Origin of the sequence: Kitasatospora sp. CB01950, from assembly GCF_001905465.1 — a bacterium.
Classification (GTDB): domain Bacteria; phylum Actinomycetota; class Actinomycetes; order Streptomycetales; family Streptomycetaceae; genus Kitasatospora.
The window spans coordinates 43,759-60,364 of sequence record NZ_LISX01000017.1 but is presented as its reverse complement, the minus strand read 5'-3'; the positions used below and the strand labels follow the sequence as shown (position 1 = coordinate 60,364).

Annotated in this window: 16 protein-coding genes; 8 read left to right on the top strand and 8 right to left on the bottom strand. The window is 72.6% G+C overall.

What is annotated here, in order from left to right:
* Window positions 1-15: 15 nt before the first annotated feature.
* From AMK19_RS30350 to AMK19_RS30330, 5 genes are all read right to left on the bottom strand, one after another.
* The gene (locus tag AMK19_RS30350; protein WP_073817892.1) at window positions 16-1,200 is read right to left on the bottom strand and encodes a hypothetical protein; all 1,185 of its coding nucleotides are present in this window, start codon (window positions 1,198-1,200) and stop codon (window positions 16-18) included.
* Complete coding sequence (locus tag AMK19_RS30345) at window positions 1,197-2,069, bottom strand: hypothetical protein (RefSeq protein ID WP_073817889.1); 873 nt, start codon at window positions 2,067-2,069, stop codon at window positions 1,197-1,199. Before AMK19_RS30345 ends, AMK19_RS30350 begins: the two co-directional genes overlap by 4 nt.
* A 9-nt stretch (window positions 2,070-2,078) precedes the next feature.
* Complete coding sequence (locus AMK19_RS30340) at window positions 2,079-2,582, bottom strand: SigE family RNA polymerase sigma factor (RefSeq protein WP_073818067.1); 504 nt, start codon at window positions 2,580-2,582, stop codon at window positions 2,079-2,081.
* 142 nt (window positions 2,583-2,724) lie between these two features.
* Complete coding sequence (locus tag AMK19_RS30335; RefSeq protein ID WP_073817887.1) at window positions 2,725-3,684, bottom strand: pirin family protein; 960 nt, start codon at window positions 3,682-3,684, stop codon at window positions 2,725-2,727.
* Window positions 3,685-3,809: 125 nt separating this feature from the next.
* The gene (locus AMK19_RS30330) at window positions 3,810-4,298 is read right to left on the bottom strand and encodes an SseB family protein (RefSeq protein WP_043915454.1); all 489 of its coding nucleotides are present in this window, start codon (window positions 4,296-4,298) and stop codon (window positions 3,810-3,812) included.
* Between the two features lie 212 nt (window positions 4,299-4,510).
* Here AMK19_RS30330 and AMK19_RS30325 point away from each other — a divergent pair, with 212 nt between their 5' ends.
* Together AMK19_RS30325 and AMK19_RS30320 are read left to right on the top strand one after the other, a co-directional pair.
* Complete coding sequence (locus AMK19_RS30325; RefSeq protein WP_073817884.1) at window positions 4,511-6,340, top strand: acyl-CoA dehydrogenase; 1,830 nt, start codon at window positions 4,511-4,513, stop codon at window positions 6,338-6,340.
* Between the two features lie 215 nt (window positions 6,341-6,555).
* Window positions 6,556-7,857 (top strand): M18 family aminopeptidase, encoded by a 1,302-nt coding sequence (locus AMK19_RS30320; protein WP_073817880.1) that lies wholly within the window; start codon window positions 6,556-6,558, stop codon window positions 7,855-7,857.
* Between the two features lie 129 nt (window positions 7,858-7,986).
* Here the strand turns inward: AMK19_RS30320 and AMK19_RS30315 are convergent, their stop codons facing one another.
* Window positions 7,987-9,807, bottom strand: coding sequence for an NHL domain-containing thioredoxin family protein (locus AMK19_RS30315; RefSeq protein ID WP_073817877.1), 1,821 nt, complete (start codon window positions 9,805-9,807; stop codon window positions 7,987-7,989).
* A 161-nt stretch (window positions 9,808-9,968) separates the two neighbouring features.
* Between AMK19_RS30315 and AMK19_RS38325 the strand changes: the two genes are divergently transcribed.
* On the top strand, window positions 9,969-10,100 hold the full coding sequence (locus AMK19_RS38325) for a hypothetical protein (protein ID WP_274537008.1): 132 nt from the start codon (window positions 9,969-9,971) through the stop codon (window positions 10,098-10,100).
* A gap of 7 nt (window positions 10,101-10,107) precedes the next feature.
* On the opposite strand, the gene AMK19_RS38320 is transcribed toward AMK19_RS38325, so the two are convergent.
* Entirely contained in the window at window positions 10,108-10,560 is a 453-nt protein-coding gene (locus AMK19_RS38320) for a helix-turn-helix domain-containing protein (RefSeq protein WP_073817873.1), read from the bottom strand.
* A 292-nt stretch (window positions 10,561-10,852) separates the two neighbouring features.
* Between AMK19_RS38320 and AMK19_RS30305 the strand changes: the two genes are divergently transcribed.
* The 5 genes from AMK19_RS30305 to AMK19_RS30285 all read left to right on the top strand — a co-directional run bounded on the left by AMK19_RS30305 (window position 10,853) and on the right by AMK19_RS30285 (window position 15,634).
* Window positions 10,853-11,206 carry a beta/gamma crystallin domain-containing protein gene (locus tag AMK19_RS30305; protein ID WP_073817869.1) on the top strand — a complete coding sequence of 118 codons (354 nt, stop codon included), beginning with the start codon at window positions 10,853-10,855 and terminating at the stop codon, window positions 11,204-11,206.
* An 84-nt stretch (window positions 11,207-11,290) separates the two neighbouring features.
* On the top strand, window positions 11,291-12,217 hold the full coding sequence (locus AMK19_RS30300) for a hypothetical protein (protein ID WP_143200479.1): 927 nt from the start codon (window positions 11,291-11,293) through the stop codon (window positions 12,215-12,217).
* Between the two features lie 65 nt (window positions 12,218-12,282).
* Window positions 12,283-13,686: a peptidoglycan-binding protein gene (locus AMK19_RS30295; RefSeq protein WP_143200478.1), complete on the top strand. Its 1,404-nt coding sequence runs from the start codon at window positions 12,283-12,285 to the stop codon at window positions 13,684-13,686.
* Window positions 13,683-14,384: an ABC transporter ATP-binding protein gene (locus AMK19_RS30290; protein ID WP_073817858.1), complete on the top strand. Its 702-nt coding sequence runs from the start codon at window positions 13,683-13,685 to the stop codon at window positions 14,382-14,384. Before AMK19_RS30295 ends, AMK19_RS30290 begins: the two co-directional genes overlap by 4 nt.
* Complete coding sequence (locus AMK19_RS30285; RefSeq protein WP_073818065.1) at window positions 14,384-15,634, top strand: ABC transporter permease; 1,251 nt, start codon at window positions 14,384-14,386, stop codon at window positions 15,632-15,634. The genes AMK19_RS30290 and AMK19_RS30285 overlap by 1 nt, the downstream gene beginning before the upstream one ends.
* Before the next feature lie 93 nt (window positions 15,635-15,727).
* On the opposite strand, the gene AMK19_RS30280 is transcribed toward AMK19_RS30285, so the two are convergent.
* Window positions 15,728-16,564 carry a hypothetical protein gene (locus AMK19_RS30280; RefSeq protein ID WP_073817854.1) on the bottom strand — a complete coding sequence of 279 codons (837 nt, stop codon included), beginning with the start codon at window positions 16,562-16,564 and terminating at the stop codon, window positions 15,728-15,730.
* Between the last annotated feature and the right edge of the window lie 42 nt (window positions 16,565-16,606).

Sequence of the window (16,606 nt, the reverse complement as noted above, 5' to 3'; positions counted from 1 at the left end):
CAGCGGGTCAGCGGGTCAGCGGGTCACGGAAAATGGTGTCGGGGGCAGCGGCTCGCCGCTCGCGTCGGTGCCGTCGGGGACGTCGATGCCGACGACGGTCAGCCGGCCCCCGGCCGCCATGACGCTGCCCGGCACGCGGCCGCGGCCGCCGGCGGCCTGCGGGAGGTCGAGCGGCTGCCAGCCGCCGGGCGTCAGCCGGGCGCCGATCGGCTGGTAGGTGTGGCCGTTGTCGAGGCGGTGGCCCACGGTGGCCACGCCGTTGCCGGTGCGGGTGAGGCCGTACAGGTGGCCCGCGCCGATGCCGGTGTCCTGGTGCGTCCAGCCGGTGCCGTCGTAGTGCGCGACCAGGGTCTGCGGGTTGTGGTCCGGGCCCTCCTCGGTGCCGGAGGCCCAGACGTTGCCGGGGCCGATCGCGACCAGCTGGGTGAGCTCGCCGTAGCGGGAGTCCAGGTCCGGGGCGGCGACCCGGTTCCAGGCGCGGCCGTCGTAGTGCAGCAGCAGGGGGCGCGGCCACCCCTCGGGGGTGCCGATGGTGCCGGCGGCCCAGACGTCGGACGGGCCGGTGGCGGTCACCGCGCCGAGCGTCCAGTAGTCGGTGTCGAGTTCGGGGGTCGGCACCCGCTCCCAGCCGGTGCCGTTCCAGTGCTCGATCAGGCCGAGGAAGGTCAGGTAGTCGTCCGGTTCGTAGGAGCCGACCGCCCACACGTCGTCGGAGCCGCCGGCCGCCGCGACGCCGCCGAAGCCGGCCGCCAGCGTGTGGTCGGGGGCGGGGGCGTTCCGCACCTGCCACCGGCCGTTGCGGTAGTGGCCGACGGGGATGGTGCTGCCGTTGGCGGCCTTGTCGCCGGTCACCCAGGCGCCCCCGGCGCCGTCGCTGTCGACCGTGCGGGCGCCGAGGCCGTCGGGGAGGGCGAGTTCGTGCCAGTTCGCGTCGCCGGTGCCCCGGGTGAAGGCCACCGGCACGGTGTAGGTGTTGCCCTTGCCCTCTCCGAATCGCCGGGAGCCGACGGCCAGTTCGGTGTGGCCGTCGAGCCGGTCCGCGTCCAGGATGTTGGCGTTGCCGGCCGGGAAGGCGTTGGCGGTCCAGGCCCGGGCGCGGTGGCGGTCTGCGGCGGCGGTGTCCTGGGCGCCGGCCGGCGAGACCGTCGTCAGCAGGGCGCCGGACAGCAGAACGGTCGTCAGAACGGTACGTCGCTTCACCGGTTCTCCCCCTCGTTGTAGGACTTGGGCTCTTCCTGTACCGGGTGCCGGTCGGCCTGCCGGACCAGGTCCAGGACTTGGGGCGTGCGGACGAACGCCGTCAGCTGCTCGGCCGTCACCGGGGCCGAACTGCCCTTGCGTTCATGGGGGCTGACGCTGACGGTCACCGCGCTGCGGTCGAGGTGGAAGATCGCGTCGGTGATCACCGAGCCGTCGCTCTCGGGTTCGACCCGCACGACGACCGGCGTCCCGTCCGGCAGGTTCTCGTCGCGGCAGGTCCCGCCCTTGGCCGTGTCGGCCGGTCGGCAGGTCCGCTGCGTCGTGTCGTTCGGGGCGGGGCTCACGGAGAACCGGATGAACCAGGTGCCGCCCTGCGGGGACGTCGCCAGGTAGCCCGACACGTCGTCGGCCACCAGCCGGATCTGGCCGACCTCCGGCGGCAGCAGGTCCTGCAGCGCGGCGGCCGTCGCCTGCCGGAACGCCTCGATCCGCTGCTGCTCGGCGTACGAGCCGCTGTCGGTCGGCGGCGCGGACGATGGTGCGGTGGTGGGGGAGAACGTGACGGTGGGGAACACCCGCGGAGCCGGCGCGTCCCCCATCTGCACCACGCCGGTGCCCGGAACGCTTCCCACCCCGGGCACCACGGCCGCCAGCCCCGTCACCGCCAGCGCCGCCGTGCACGCCGCCGCCCCGCCGACCGCCAGCCGCGACCGCAGCCGCCGCCGGCGCCCGTCCCGCATCGCCCGGGCCGTCAACCCGACCGGCTCGGTCAGGTCGTCGGTGAGCTCCTCCATGGCCTCTCTCATGAACAGCGCCTCCGGCGCCCGCTCCTGCACCTCGTACTCCTTCGTGTTCTCGGTCCGGTTCATCGGGGTTGTTCACACCGGCGCGTACGGGCTCGACTCGCCGAGCTGTTCGCGGAGCCTGGCCAGGGCACGCGAACACTGGCTCTTGACGGTGCCGGTGCTGCACCCGAGCAGCTCGGCCACCGTCTCCACGCTCAGGTCCTCCCAGTACCGCAGGACGACCATCGCCCTTGCCCTCGACGGAAGTTGGGCCAGCGCGGTGAGCAGCGTCACCCGCAGATCGGCGTCCCCGTGACGGGACTCCTCGGGCGAGCCCACCAGCGACCCGAGCCGACGGGCCAGCGACCACTTGCGCTGCTCCGCCAGGAACGTGCGGGTCAGAACGGTCCGGGCATAGGCGTCGAGGTTCTCCATCCGCGAGGCCCGCCGCCAGTGCGCGAACAGCTTGGCGAGCGTGGCCTGGGCCAGGTCCTCGGCCCGGTGCGGATCCCCGCACAGCAGGTACGCCGTCCGGTACAGCCGCCGCGTCCGCGCGGTCGCGTACTCCTCGAAGCTCAACTCGTCCTGTCCGCGCATCCACCCCTCCTGGCTCGCGTCTCTCACCCGTCCTCAATGCGCGAGCCCGGCGAAAGGTTGAGCCCGAATTTCCCGGACACGAAAAGACCCGCGCCCACCGTCCGAGGACGGTGGGCGCGGGTTCGGGGGGAGCGGAGGGCGGTCAGTTCTCGTCGGCGGGGACGGTGCCGAGGCGGCCGGCCTGGAAGTCCTCCATGGCCTGCTGGAGTTCGCGGTGGCTGTTCATCACGAACGGGCCGTAGTGGGCGACGGGCTCGCGGATCGGCAGGCCGCCGAGGAGGACGACCTCGAAGCTGTTGTCGCGGGAGTCCTGCTTCTCGTCGGCGCGGATGGTGAGGGAGTCGCCGTCGCCGAAGACGACGGCCTGGCCCCGGTGGAAGGGGCGGTGCTCGGTGCCGGCCGAGCCGCTGCCGGCGAGGCCGTAGGCGAGGGCGTTGAAGTCGGAGCGCCAGGGCAGGGTGATCTGGGCGCCGGGGCTGACCGAGGCGTGGATCATGGTGATCGGGGTGAAGGTGGTGCCCGGGCCCTGGTGACCGCCCAGCTCGCCGGCGATGACGCGCAGCAGCGCGCCGCCGTCCTCGGTGCTGAGCAGCTTGACGCTGCCGCCGCGGATGTCCTGGTACTTCGGGGTGATCATCTTGTCCGAGGCGGGCAGGTTGACCCACAGCTGGAGCCCGTGGAACAGGCCGCCGGACTGCACCAGGGACTCCGGCGGGGTCTCGATGTGCAGGAGGCCGGAGCCGGCGGTCATCCACTGGGTGTCGCCGTCGGTGATGGTGCCGCCACCGCCGTGGGAGTCCCGGTGGATGAAGGTCCCGTCGATGATGTAGGTGACGGTCTCGAAGCCGCGGTGCGGGTGCCAAGGGGTCCCCTTCGGCTCCCCGGCCGCATAGTCCACCTCGCCCATCTGGTCCATCATGATGAACGGGTCGAGGTACTTCTGGTTGATCTTGGCGAAGGCACGGCGGACGGGGAAGCCCTCGCCCTCGTAGCCCTCGGGGGCGGTGGCCACGGTGAGGACCGGCCGGGCGGTGCTGTGCACCGGGTCGGGCGTGGTCACGCGCGGCAGGGTCAGCGGGTTCTCGACGGTCACGGCGGGCATGTCGGCCTCCTTCGACGGGTCTGTGGCCTACGTCCACCACAGTAGTTCAACTCTCAACCACTCGCAAGGTTGAACGTTGAACTATTCGGGTGTATTCCGGCCCGGGGAAGGGGTGGAAGGAGGGGTCAGCCGTACATCCGGCGCATGGTGAAGTCGACCATCTGCTCGACCGCGCGGGCGTCGAACACCATCCGGTGCTCGCCCTCCATGTCCAGGGCGAAGCCGTAGCCGGTGGGCAGCAGGTCGAGCACCTCGGCGCCGGTGACCGAGAAGTGCTTGGAGTCCTTGCCGGCGTACCGCTTCAGCTCCTTCAGCGAGCTGAACATCGGGATCACCGGCGTCGGGGTGTTGTGCAGCGCCAGGAAGCCGGGGCGGTCGCCGCGCGGGCAGTAGACCTTCGAGGTGATGAAGATGGCCTGGAAGTCCTCCACCGGCATCGCCCCCGTGGTGAAGGCGCGCACCGCGTCCGCCAGCGAGGGCGGCGAGGGCTCGGGGTAGAGCGACTGCTGGGCGGCCTGCGGGTCGCCGTACCCGGCGCCGGGCATGCCGGACATCCCCTGCTGCATCTGCTGCTGATAGGGATCCTGGTAGGCGCTCTGCTCGTAGCCGTACACGGGGACAAGGCTATCGGGCCGGACCCTGCTTGGGGGCGGGCGATCCGCACAATCCGGCGGCGGGCCGCATTGTGGGACGTGACCACGTTCATAGGTGGTTCACGGCAGAGGGGTTGAACAAGTTACCGCTGGGTAGCATCATGGGGCGTACTGGTGGGTAAGCGGTGCGCCGTAAGCGGCTCGCCCGTGGAAGACGAACCGGAGAAACGGTCATGGGTCACTACAAGTCCAACCTGCGGGACGTGGAGTTCAACCTCTTCGAGGTGTTCGGCCGCGACCAGGTGTACGGCACCGGTCCGTTCGCCGACATGGACGTCGACACCGCGAAGAACATCCTCAGCGAGATCTCCCGGCTGGCCGAGAACGACCTGGCCGCCTCCTTCACCGACACCGACCGCAACCCGCCGGTGTTCGACCCGGCGACCAACACCGCTCCGGTCCCGGAGACCTTCAAGAAGAGCTACCAGGCCTTCATGGACGCCGAGTGGTGGCGCCTGGGCATCCCGGAGGGCATCGGCGGCCAGGTCACCCCGAACTCCCTGGTCTGGGCGTACGCGGAGCAGGTCCTCGGCTCGAACCCCGCCATCTGGATGTACTCCTCCGGCCCGGCCTTCGCCGGCGTCGTCTACGACGAGGGCACCGAGGAGCAGCAGAAGGTCGCCCAGCGCATGGTCGAGCGCCTGTGGGGCGCCACCATGGTGCTGACCGAGCCCGACGCGGGCTCCGACGTCGGAGCCGGCCGCACCAAGGCGATCAAGCAGGAGGACGGCTCCTGGCACATCGAGGGCGTCAAGCGCTTCATCACCTCGGGCGAGCACGACATGTCCGAGAACATCGTCCACCTGGTGCTGGCCCGCCCCGAGGGCGGCAAGCCCGGCACCAAGGGCCTCGGCCTGTACATCGTGCCGAAGTACGACTTCGACTGGGAGACCGGCGAGCTCGGCGAGCGCAACGGCGCCTACGCCACCAACGTCGAGCACAAGATGGGCCTCAAGGCCTCCAACACCTGCGAGATGACCTTCGGCGCCAAGCACCCCGCCAAGGGCTGGCTGCTCGGCGAGACCGTCGACGGCATCCGCCAGATGTTCAAGATCATCGAGTTCGCCCGGATGATGGTCGGCACGAAGGCCATCGCCACCCTGTCCACCGGCTACCTGAACGCGCTGGAGTACGCCAAGGAGCGCGTGCAGGGCGCCGACATCGCGCAGTTCATGGACAAGACCGCGCCGCGCGTCACCATCACCCACCACCCGGACGTGCGCCGCTCGCTGCTCACCCAGAAGGCGTACGCCGAGGGCATGCGCGCCCTGGTCCTCTACACCGCCTCGGTGCAGGACGACATGCTGGCCGCCCGCCTGCGCGGCGAGCACGACGCCGCCGCCGAGCGCCTGAACGACCTGCTGCTGCCGATCGTCAAGGGCTACGGCTCGGAGAAGTCCTACGAGCAGCTCGCCCAGTCCCTGCAGACCTTCGGTGGCTCCGGCTACCTGCAGGAGTACCCGATCGAGCAGTACATCCGGGACGCCAAGATCGACACCCTGTACGAGGGCACCACCGCCATCCAGGGCCAGGACTTCTTCTTCCGGAAGATCGTCAAGGACGGCGGCCAGGCGCTGACCGCGGTCAACGAGCAGATCCAGAAGTTCCTGGCGTCCAACGAGGGCGGCGAGGCCCTGGCCGGCGAGCGCGACCTGCTCGCCAAGGCCGCCGGCGACCTGGAGGCCATCGTCGGCAAGCTGATCGCCGACCTGACGGCCGTCGAGCAGGACGTCAAGAACATGTACAAGGTGGGTCAGAACACCACCCGCCTGCTGATGGTCTCCGGCGACGTCGTGGTCGGCTGGCTGCTGCTGCGCCAGGCCGCCGTCGCGCTGGCCAAGCTGGAGGCGGGCGCGTCCGAGAAGGACGTCGCCTTCTACCGGGGCAAGGTCGCCGCGGCCAAGCACTTCGCCCGCACCGTGCTGCCGACCACCGCCGCGCAGCGCCAGATCGCCGAGGCCATCGACAACGAGCTGATGGACCTCGCCGAAGAGGCGTTCTGATCGAACGGCGGCGGGCCGTTCACCCGACCGCCTGACCCACCCTCACATCGCGGGGCCCGGTACACCATCGGGCCCCGCGGTGTTTTTGTCGCGCCATGCTCACTGTTGTGTCACCATTGCGGACTTCACGCGGCCCTGTCCGTGTACGGGCATATGCTCAAGGGGCGGGCCCGTACACCCCCATCAGGCCCGGCCGCCCTCAACCCAGGAGCAACATGTCGACCGCCGCCCGCACGGCCCACTTCGACCGGAAGCATACGGACGACCTGATCGCCTTCCTCGCCGCGTCCCCCTCCCCGTACCACGCGGTGCAGAGCGCGGTCGAGCGGCTGGAGCGGGTCGGCTTCCGTGAGGTCCGCGAGACGGACGCCTGGGACGGCGGCAGCGGCGGCCGCTACCTGGTGCGCGGCGGCGCGCTGATCGCCTGGTACGTCCCCGAGGGCGCGGGCCCCGCCACCCCCTACCGGGTGGTCGGCACCCACACCGACTCGCCGAACCTGCGGGTCAAGCCCATCCCCGACACCGGCTCGGCCGGCTGGCGGCAGATTGCCGTGGAGATCTACGGCGGCGTCCCGCTCAACACCTGGCTCGACCGCGACCTCGGCCTCTCCGGCCGGCTCGTCCTGCGCGACGGCACCACCCGCCTGGTCCACTTCGACGAGCCGCTGCTGCGCGTCCCGCAGCTCGCCATCCACCTCGACCGCAGCGTCAACGACGGCCTCAAGCTCGACCGCCAGCGCCACCTCACGCCGATCTGGGGACTCGGCGACACCACCGAGGGCGCGCTGCTCGACTACGTCGCCGGGAAGGCCGGCCTCGACGCCGCCGACATCCTCGGCTGGGACCTGATGGCCCACGACGTCCAGCCGCCGTCCTACCTCGGCCGCGACCGCGAACTGCTGGCCGGCCCGCGCCTGGACAACCAGCTGTCCGTGCACGCCGCCACCGCCGCGCTCGCCGCCGTCGCCGAGGCCGGCGGCGACCTGCCGTGCATCCCGGTGCTCGCCGCGTTCGACCACGAGGAGACCGGCAGCGAGTCCGACACCGGCGCGCAGAGCCCGCTCCTCGGCAACGTGCTGGAACGCTCCTGCTACGCCCGCGGCGGCACCGCCGAGGACCGCGCCCGCGCCCTGGCCGGCACCATCTGCCTCTCCTCCGACATGGGGCACGCCGTCCACCCCAACTACAGCGAGCGCCACGAGCCGGGCCACCACCCGCTGCCCAACGGCGGCCCGATCCTCAAGGTCAACGTCAACAACCGGTACGCCACCGACGGCATCGGGCGGGCCGTGTTCGCCGCCGCCTGCGAGAAGGCCGGCGTCCCGTGGCAGAGCTTCGTCTCCAACAACGCGATGCCCTGCGGCACCACCATCGGCCCGATCACCGCGGCCCGCCTCGGCATCACCACCGTCGACTGCGGCATCGCGGCGCTGTCCATGCACTCCGCCCGCGAGCTCTGCGGCGCCGAGGACCCGCACTACCTGGCGGGGGCCATCAAGGCGTTCCTGGAGGGCTGAGCCCGGGCCGGGGGACGCACCGCAGGAGGAACTGCGCGAGGCGGAAGGCGTGATCGTCCTCCGACTTCGCGCAGTCCCAACGGCGCAGTCCCAACGGCAGTGGCCCGCCGGGCCCTGGCGGCGCGCGTTCTACTCCATGCCCGCCAGCACGAGCGGCAGCCGCGTCGCACCGCCCGGCACCACCTTCACCGGGACGCCCCAGTCCTGCTGGTGGACGTGGCAGGCCGGGTACTCGATCGACGGGTCGTCGTCGCAGGACGCGGCCATCGCGGAGACGTGCAGCACGCCCTCCGTCACGCCGTCCGCGAGGACCAGCTCGCGGGAGAGCGCGGTGTCCGCGCCCGCGCCGGAGGCCAGCAGGCCGGGCGGGGTGGAGCTGACCAGCAGGCGGGTGGACGGGCCGTAGCGCTCGTCCAGCTTCTGGCCGGTCGGCGCCGCGAAGACCACGTCCAACTGCAGGACGCCCGGGGCGACTTCGGTGGCGGCGCGCCGGGTGCGGTGCGCGACGGCCTCCACCCGGACGGCCTCCTCGGGCAGCCGCAGGCGGGTCAGCCGGTGCCGGGCGGACTCCACCACCACGATGTCCCCGTCCACCACCACCGCGCCGGACGGCTCGCGCAGGTCGGTGGCCAGCGTGGAGACCTCGCCGCTCGCCGGGTCGTAGCGGCGCAGCGCGTGGTTGTAGGTGTCGCTGACCGCGACCGAGCCGTCCGGGAGCACGGTGACGCCCAACGGGTGCTGGAACAGGGCCTGTTCGGCCGCGCCGTCGCGGTGGCCGAAGTCGAACAGGCCGGTGCCGACGGCGGTGTGCACCTGGTGGGCGCCGCGGGCGACCCAGCGCAGTGCGGAGGTCTCCGAGTCGGCGACCCAGAGCCGTTCGCCGTCCGCCGAGACCGCGAGGCCGGACGGCTGGGCGAACCACGCCTCCGGCGCCGGGCCGTCGACCAGGCCCTCGTTGGTGGTGCCGGCCGCGACCGCGACCGTGCCGGCCGTCGGGTCGAAGGACCACAGCTGGTGCACGCCGGCCATCGCGATCCACACCGCGCCGTCGAAGAACGCGACGTCCCACGGCGAGGACAGGTCGACGTCGGTGGCCGCCCCGGAGGTCGGCGAGCCCTGCCACCACTGGCGGCCGGTGCCGGCCAGCGTGGTCACCGTGCCGTCGGCGAGCCGCACGCCGCGCAGCGCGTGGTTGACGGTGTCCGCCACCACCACGTCGTAGCCGAGGTCGAGGCCCGCCGGGACGAGTGCCAGGCCCTGCGGCTCACTGAACCGAGGCTCGGCGCCGTCCACCAGGCCGCGCACCCCGTCGCCGATCCGCCGGACCACGGTCTCGCCGTCCTCGGCCAGCTCCACCAGCGCGTGGTGCCCCGAATCCGCGACCAGGAAGTGCCCGTCCGGCAGCCGCACCGCCTTGCCCGGGAACCGCAGGTCGCCCGCCTGCGGCTCCGGCGCCACGTACGGCCCGTCGCCGCGCCGCAGCGTCCCCTTCGCCGCGTGCTCCGCCTCCAGCTCCTCCACCAGCTTGGCGATCGCGTGCGCATGCCCCTCGCCCGCGTGCTGCGCGACCACATACCCCTCGGGGTCGATCACCACCAGCGTCGGCCAGGCCCGCACCGCGTACTGCTTCCACGTCGCCAGCTCCGGGTCGTCCAGCACGGGATGGTGCACCTCGTACCGGGCCACCGCGTCCACCACCGCCCGGTGGTCCGCCTCATGGACGAACTTCGGCGAGTGGACGCCGACGATCACCACGGTGTCGCGGTGCTTCTCCTCCAACTCCCGGAGTTCGTCCAGGACATGGAGGCAGTTGACGCAGCAGAACGTCCAGAAGTCCAGTACGACACACTTACCTCGCAGGTCGGCCAGCTTGAGTTCCTTGCCGCCTGTGTTGAGCCATCCACCGGCGCCGACCAGCTCGGGGGCGCGGACACGTGCACGAGAAGCCATGCTCACATCCAACCTCACTGGGTTGTTGAAGCATTCCGGGCGCAAGTGCGTGCCGGCCCAGGTCGCCGACCCAACGAGCCCAAGCGGGAGCAGGTGCCTTCGTCATTCAAGGACCCCGAGCTTGCCCAGAACGACAAGGGCGAGCGCCATGCAGCCGCGACGTGGTGGACGCGAGTGTTGTCCTGGCAGCCATCGAGTATCTCGACGGGCCCATCCTCACCGACGATCTCGGGGATATCGGGCAACTCGTCGAGGCCTCCGGCCGTACCGGCATCAAGGTGGCCCGCCCGTAGCGATCCTTCAGGCGGTGGTGGCCAGGGAGTCGAGGCGGCGGGCGAGGTCGGCGAGGCGGAGGTCGGGTTCGGTGGCGAGGACGGCGCCGGCCAGGCGGGCGGCGGCGGGGGAGCCGGAGCAGGCGCGGATCAGGGCGGTGCGGACGGCGGGGTCCCAGGTGTGCGGGTCGACGCCGCCGATGGTTTCGAGCAGGAGCAGGACCTCGGGGTCGGAGAGCTGCCCCTCGGGTGCGGGGGTGGTGGTGGCGGCGGTCATCGCGGCGGCCTTCGGGCCGTCCAGGGCGAGTGCGAGGACGATGCGCTGGACGGAGTCGGGGCGGGGGCGGCTGAGGCCGCGTTCGAGGTTGCCGATGGCGCGGGCGCTGAGGCCGGACCGTTCGGCGAGTGCCTCCTGGCTGAGCGCGCGGTCCTTGCGGAATCGGCGCAGCAGCTGACCGAACTGCTTCTCGTGCTCGTGCATCAGCCCCCCGGCCCGTACGGCTCGTGCCAAGGATAGGTAAACCGGAGGTTTGTTGACGGTTGGTCAAAGCAGCGGAGGCGTACGTCACATCGGAAGCGGACGCGGGCCGGAACTTCCTGGCGACGGGGCCGGGTTTCGGGTCAGGATCGTTTCGGCACGACCCGCCGCCGGTGGGCCGTGCCGCGGGTGGCCCTGCCGTGCAGGGCAGGACCACCGCGCGTGAACTGCCTTGCACCACAGCACAGTCATCAGCCGAGCCCATGGCACGAACGCAAGGAGTCGAACCCCCATCATGGCACTTCGCAAGCGCATAACGGCCCTGGCACTGACCGGCGCCGCCGTTCTCGGACTCGGGGTGGCCGCGGCCGGCCCCGCGGCCGCGATCTACCGGGTGGACACCTCCACCTGCAACGCCCACGACGACTACTTCACGCTCTGGAACTACCCGCCGAAGGTCTGCTTCGCCGACAACGGCGCGGTCAACGTGGCGATCTACGAGGTGTACCGGGTCGACTCGGGCAACAACAGCGGGTACTTCTCGGGCACCGCGAGCGGTTCCACCTTCGGGGTGTACTTCTCGGCCTTCAAGCAGTACGGCGGTCAGGGCACCAGCACCGTCTCGTACATCAACATCACCGGCCGCTGAGTCCCCGGGGCGGCGGGCGGCAGTGCCCGCCGCCCCCGGGGCCGGCGCCACCGGACCGTCCGGCGGGTGAGAGGGAGAGTTTCTGTGTCCACCAGAGTGCGGGGTCTGGCCCTGGGCGTGATCGCGGTGAGCCTGGCCGCCTGCGGCAGTTCGGGCGGGCATCGGGCCGAGGCCGCGCCGCCGGCCCTCGGGGCCGTCCCGATCGTCACCGAGCCGGGACAGGTCTCGCTCCCCACCGACGCCTACCTGGTGACGCCCGCGCAGATCACGGACATCATCCGGGCGCAGGACCTGGTCACCGCCCAGTGCATGGCCGAGTACGGGCTCACCGGCCGTCCGACCGTGCTGTTCGGCCTGGACGAGGTGGTCTCCGACCGGGCCACCCGCAGCCTGGTCTACGGGTACTTCGACCTGGCGAACGCCGGTGCGAAGGGGTATGCGACCGAGGGCATCCAGCAGCTGCCCAGCGGCGGGGACGCCGCGGGCGGCGGCTCGGACCAGGACCAGATCGCGCTCAGCGGGGCCGACCCGAGGACCGGGCAGGCCGTCACCGCCCTCGCGGGCAAGCCGCTGCCGGCGGGCGGCTGTCAGCAGAAGGGCCGGGACGCCCTCGGCGGCTCCACCCCGGCGCCCAGCGTCGGCGACCTGCCCGACGGCGGCCCGAAGGTGCCGGTGACCGATCCCCGGCTGGTCGAGGCCTTCGCCACGTGGTCGGCGTGCATGAAGGAGAAGGGCTTCGACTACAAGGAGCCCGTCAACGCGATCGGCGACCAGGCCTGGCGCCGGTCCGGCGGCGCGGGGCCGAGCCAGCAGGAGATCGCCACCGCCACCGCCGACGTGGCCTGCAAGGTCGCCAACAACACGGTCGGCGTCGCGGTGGCCGTCCAGACGGCGTACGCCAACCAGTACATCGAGTCCCACACGGCGAAGCTGACGGCCTACCGGCAGCGGATCGACGACATGCTGCGCAAGGCCGCCGAGCTCGCCGCCGCGACCCCGGCCAAGAGCTGAACGGCGTTGTCCGTAGCATGAATTGACGAGACGTCAGACAGGACGGATCCAGGGGAGGGGCGCTGGTGATCCGCAGGAAGGGTGATCCGGAGGGCGCGGAGCCGGTGTCGCGGGCTGCCCGTCGGCAGCGGGTGGTGCTGGTCGTCGCGGTGGTGTCGGCGGTGGTGTCCACCGGTGGCCTGGCCGCGGCGACGCTGGTGAAGTCGCCCGCCGAGCGGGCCGCGCAGACCGCGCCGCCGCCGCGCACCCTGCTGACGGCGCCGGTGGTCAGCCGGGTGCTGAGCCCGTCCACGGCGGCCCGGGCCGCCGTCTACCCGCCGACGCAGTACAACGTGCTGCCGACCGCGGCCTCGGCGGAGGTGACCCAGCTGTACCTGTCCCGGCTGAACGTGAAGCCCGGGGACCGGCTCGCCGCCGGTCAGCTGCTGGCCGAGGTCTCGGGGCAGCCGCTGTACGTGCTCAAGGGCGCGGTGCCCGCCTACCGGGACTTGAAGCCCGGCTCCAGCGGGCCCGACGTGGCCGAACTCCAGGACGCCCTGCGCGAGGTGGGCCACTCCTCCGGCTCGGACCGGAAGGGCGAGTTCGGGCCGGGGACGCAGCGCGCGGTCGCCGAGTTCTACCGGGCGCTCGGCTACCGGGCGCCGACCACCGGCAAGGAGACCCGGCAGGCGGTCGACACCGCGAAGAAGGCCGTCGAGACCGATCAGCGGACGCTGGACTCCCTCCCCGCCCAGGACCCCCAACTCGCGGCGGCCAAGCGCCGGTTGGCGGACGACCGGGAGGCCCTCGGGCGGGCCGAGGCGGCCGACGGGACGATGCTGCCCGCCGCCCACGTGGTGTTCCTCCCCGTCCTCCCGGCCACCGTGACGGCCGTCAACGCCTCGGTCGGGCTGCCGGTCTCCGGCACCCTGCTGAGCATCACCGGCGGCGGACTGGCCGTCACCGGCCTGCTGACCGCGGCCCAGGCGCCCGCGGTCAAGGCCGGCATGCCGGTCGAGATCCTCGACGAGGCCACCGGCCGCAAGTACCCGGCCGTCGTCGGCGAGATCGGCGCACCGACCAGCACCGCCCCCGCCGGCCGGGTCGTCCCGATCGGCGGCGCCGCCCCCGCCGCCCAGAACCCGGCCCCCGCCGGACCGGGCGCCAACCCCAACCAGGGCCAGGGAGCGGGGAGTTCGTACACCCCGGTGACGGTCCTGCCGAAGGACCCGCTGCCCGCCGAGCTGAACGGCCGCAACGTCCGCATCACCATCGTCAGGGAGACCGCCGAACAGGCCGTGACGGCCGTCCCCGTCACAGCGATCAGCACCGACGCCTCCGGCCGGACCAGCATCACCGTGGTCGCCGCCGACGGGCAGCGCACCACCGTGCCGGTGACCACCGGCGTCAGCGCGGACGGCATGGTCGGGGTGGCGCCGGTCGACGGCGGCGCGCTGAAGGCCGGGGACCAGGTGGTGGTCGGCCGATGAGCGAACCGCCCGTCATCCGCCTCACCGGGCTGGGCCGCACCTTCGGCGGTCGGCCGCCGGTCACCGCCCTGCACCCCGCCGACCTGGTGGTCCGCCGCGGCGAGTACCTGTCGGTGACCGGCCCGTCCGGCTCAGGCAAGTCCACCCTGCTGCACCTGCTCGGCCTGCTCGACACCCCCACCGGGGGCCGCTACGAACTGGACGGCATCGACACCGGCACGCTGCACGACCGGGACCGCTCCACGCTGCGCGGCCGGCGGATCGGGTTCGTCTTCCAGTCCTTCCACCTGCTGCCGCACCGCACGGCCGCCGAGAACGTCGCGCTGGCGCAGGTCTACCACCGGGTGCCGCGGGCCCGCCGGGACGAGGCCGCCCGGGCGGTGCTGCGACAGGTCGGCCTGGCGCACCGGACCGGCGCACTGCCCGGCACCATGTCCGGCGGAGAGCGCCAACGGGTGGCGATCGCAAGGGCGTTGGTCAACGAGCCGAGCCTGCTGCTGTGCGACGAACCGACCGGCAACCTGGACTCCTCCAACGCGGCCGCCGTGCTCGCCCAGTTCGACGAGCTGCACGCCCGCGGCTACACCCTGGTGGTGATCACCCACGACCCGGCGGTCGCGGCCCGGGCCGGCCGCCGGGTGGCGATCCGCGACGGGGTGCTGAGCGAGAGCGAAACGGGAGCCGGGGTGGTGTGCTGATGCCGCGCAGCGTCCTGCCCGATCCGGCCACCCGCCTGGGCCTGCGCGAACTGTGCGCCGAGGCGCTCGCCGGCATCCTGCAGCGCCCCGGCCGCTCCGCCCTGACCATGCTCGGCACGGTGCTCGGCATCGGCGCGTTCGTCGCGGTGCTCGGCCTGACCGCCACCGCGTCCGGCCAGATCGGCGCCCGGTTCGACCTCACCAGGGCCACCACCGTGCAGGTCTCCGACCGCCCCCGGGCGGACGCCGGCCCCCCGGGCGCCAACCCTCCGATCGGCTTCCCCGCCGACGCCGACCGGCGGATGGGCCGGATCGACGGCGTCGAGGCCGCCGGCGTCTGGTGGTCCGTCCCCGGCAACCCCCGGCTCTCCGCCCGCCCGGCCGACGGCACCCCGGGCGTCACCGGCATCGGCCTGTACGCGGCCACCCCCGGCGCGGTGCGGGCGATGGATCCGACCGTGGTCAGCGGCACCACCCCCGACGCCTTCCTCGAAGCCACCGCCCAGCCCGTGGTGCTGCTCAGCGAGGCCGCCGCCACCCGGCTCGGCGTGAGCCGGCTCGACGACCGGCCGGCGGTCTTCATCGACGACCTGCCGTACACCGTGATCGGCATCTACTCGGACGTCCGGCGGCAGCCCGCGACGCTGCTCGGGGCGATCGTCCCCGCCGCCACCGCGCTCGAACGCTTCGGCAACCCCTCCGCCGAGGCCGACCGCAGCGCCCAGGGCCTGATCGCCACCCGGGTCGGCGCGGCCGGCCGGGTCGCCGAACAGGTCGCCGTCGCGCTGCGGCCGGACGCCCCCGACGCCTTCGCCGTCCAGCCGCCGCCCGACCCGCACAGCCTGCGCGACACGGTGACCTCCGACCTGACCGGCCTGTTCCTCGCGCTGGCGGCGATCTGCCTGCTGGTCGGCGCGGTCGGCATCGCCAACACCACGCTGGTGGCGGTGCTGGAACGGACCGAGGAGATCGGCCTGCGCCGGGCCCTCGGCGCCCGGACCCGGCACATCGCGGCCCAGTTCCTCACCGAGTCCACCGTGCTGGGCACCCTGGGCGGCCTGCTCGGCACCAGCCTCGGCGTGCTCACCGTGCTGGGCGTCGCCGCAGCCAAGGACTGGACCGCCGTCCTGCAGCCCGCCGCGACCCTTCCCGCCCCGCTGATCGGCACCGCGGTCGGACTGCTGGCCGGCCTCTACCCGTCCCTGCGGGCCGCCCGCACCGACCCGCTGAAGGCCCTGCGCAGCGGCTGACCGGCGCAGGTCAGCCCCTCTGTCGTGGGCCCACCGGTCGGTGGACCCACGACTTGTACACACCGCGCTCCGGTCACCCCGGGGCGGGGAGGGTCAGCCCTGGTTCCAGGTGCCGGTGGCCCACACGGCCGAGCCGTTGCTGTAGAGCACGAAGTTGGCGTCGTCCTGGACGACCCCGTAGAGGTCGGACGCGCCCTTGGCCGGGGTGGACCAGGTGTTCGTGCTGCCGTTCTTCAGCCGCAGCGCGGGGTCGCCCTGCGAGGTGCTGAGGATCAGGCTCGAGGACCCGCGGTTCCAGGTGCCGCTGGACCAGAGCGCGGCGCCGTCCCGCTTGCGGTAAAGCACCAGGTTGCCGTCGGGCTGGTTGACCAGCCACACCGAGTTCGACTGGATCCACTGGCCGCCCTCGACGTTCCGGGCGCTGTTGATGAAGGACTCCGGGTGGTCGCCCCCGAGGTCGACGGCGCGGGCGACGCCGGTGCGGCTCTCCCAGGCCGCGTTGCCGCCGCGGGCCGGCCACACCGTCATGCCGCCCCAGTTGAGCGTCAGGTGACCGCCCGGGGTGCTCCACGTCCTGGTGCTCCACAGGGCGTCCGCGTCGGCGGTGCTGCCCTGCTTGTAGACGACCAGGTTGCCGTCCGGCTGCATGAACGCGTACGCGCCCGGGTTGCCGTAGGTGCCGGTGCTCCACATCGCCGTGGACACCCGGGCACCGGTGGGGCCCTCCAGGTACATCACCAGGTTGCCGTCGGGCTGCATCGCCAGCACCGAGCCGCCGCTCTTCAGGCTCTGACCCGACAGCAGCTTGTCGCCGCTGCGCAGGTCGGCGACGTCGGTCGCAGCCGAAGCGCTGGTCGCGGGCGCCATCACGGCGATGGCGGCGGCGCCGATCAGGGCAGCGGTGGCGCGTCTGAAAACGTTCTTCCGCATCGGGTGGAACTCCCCCTCATTCGTGGACCCACAGTGTGTGGG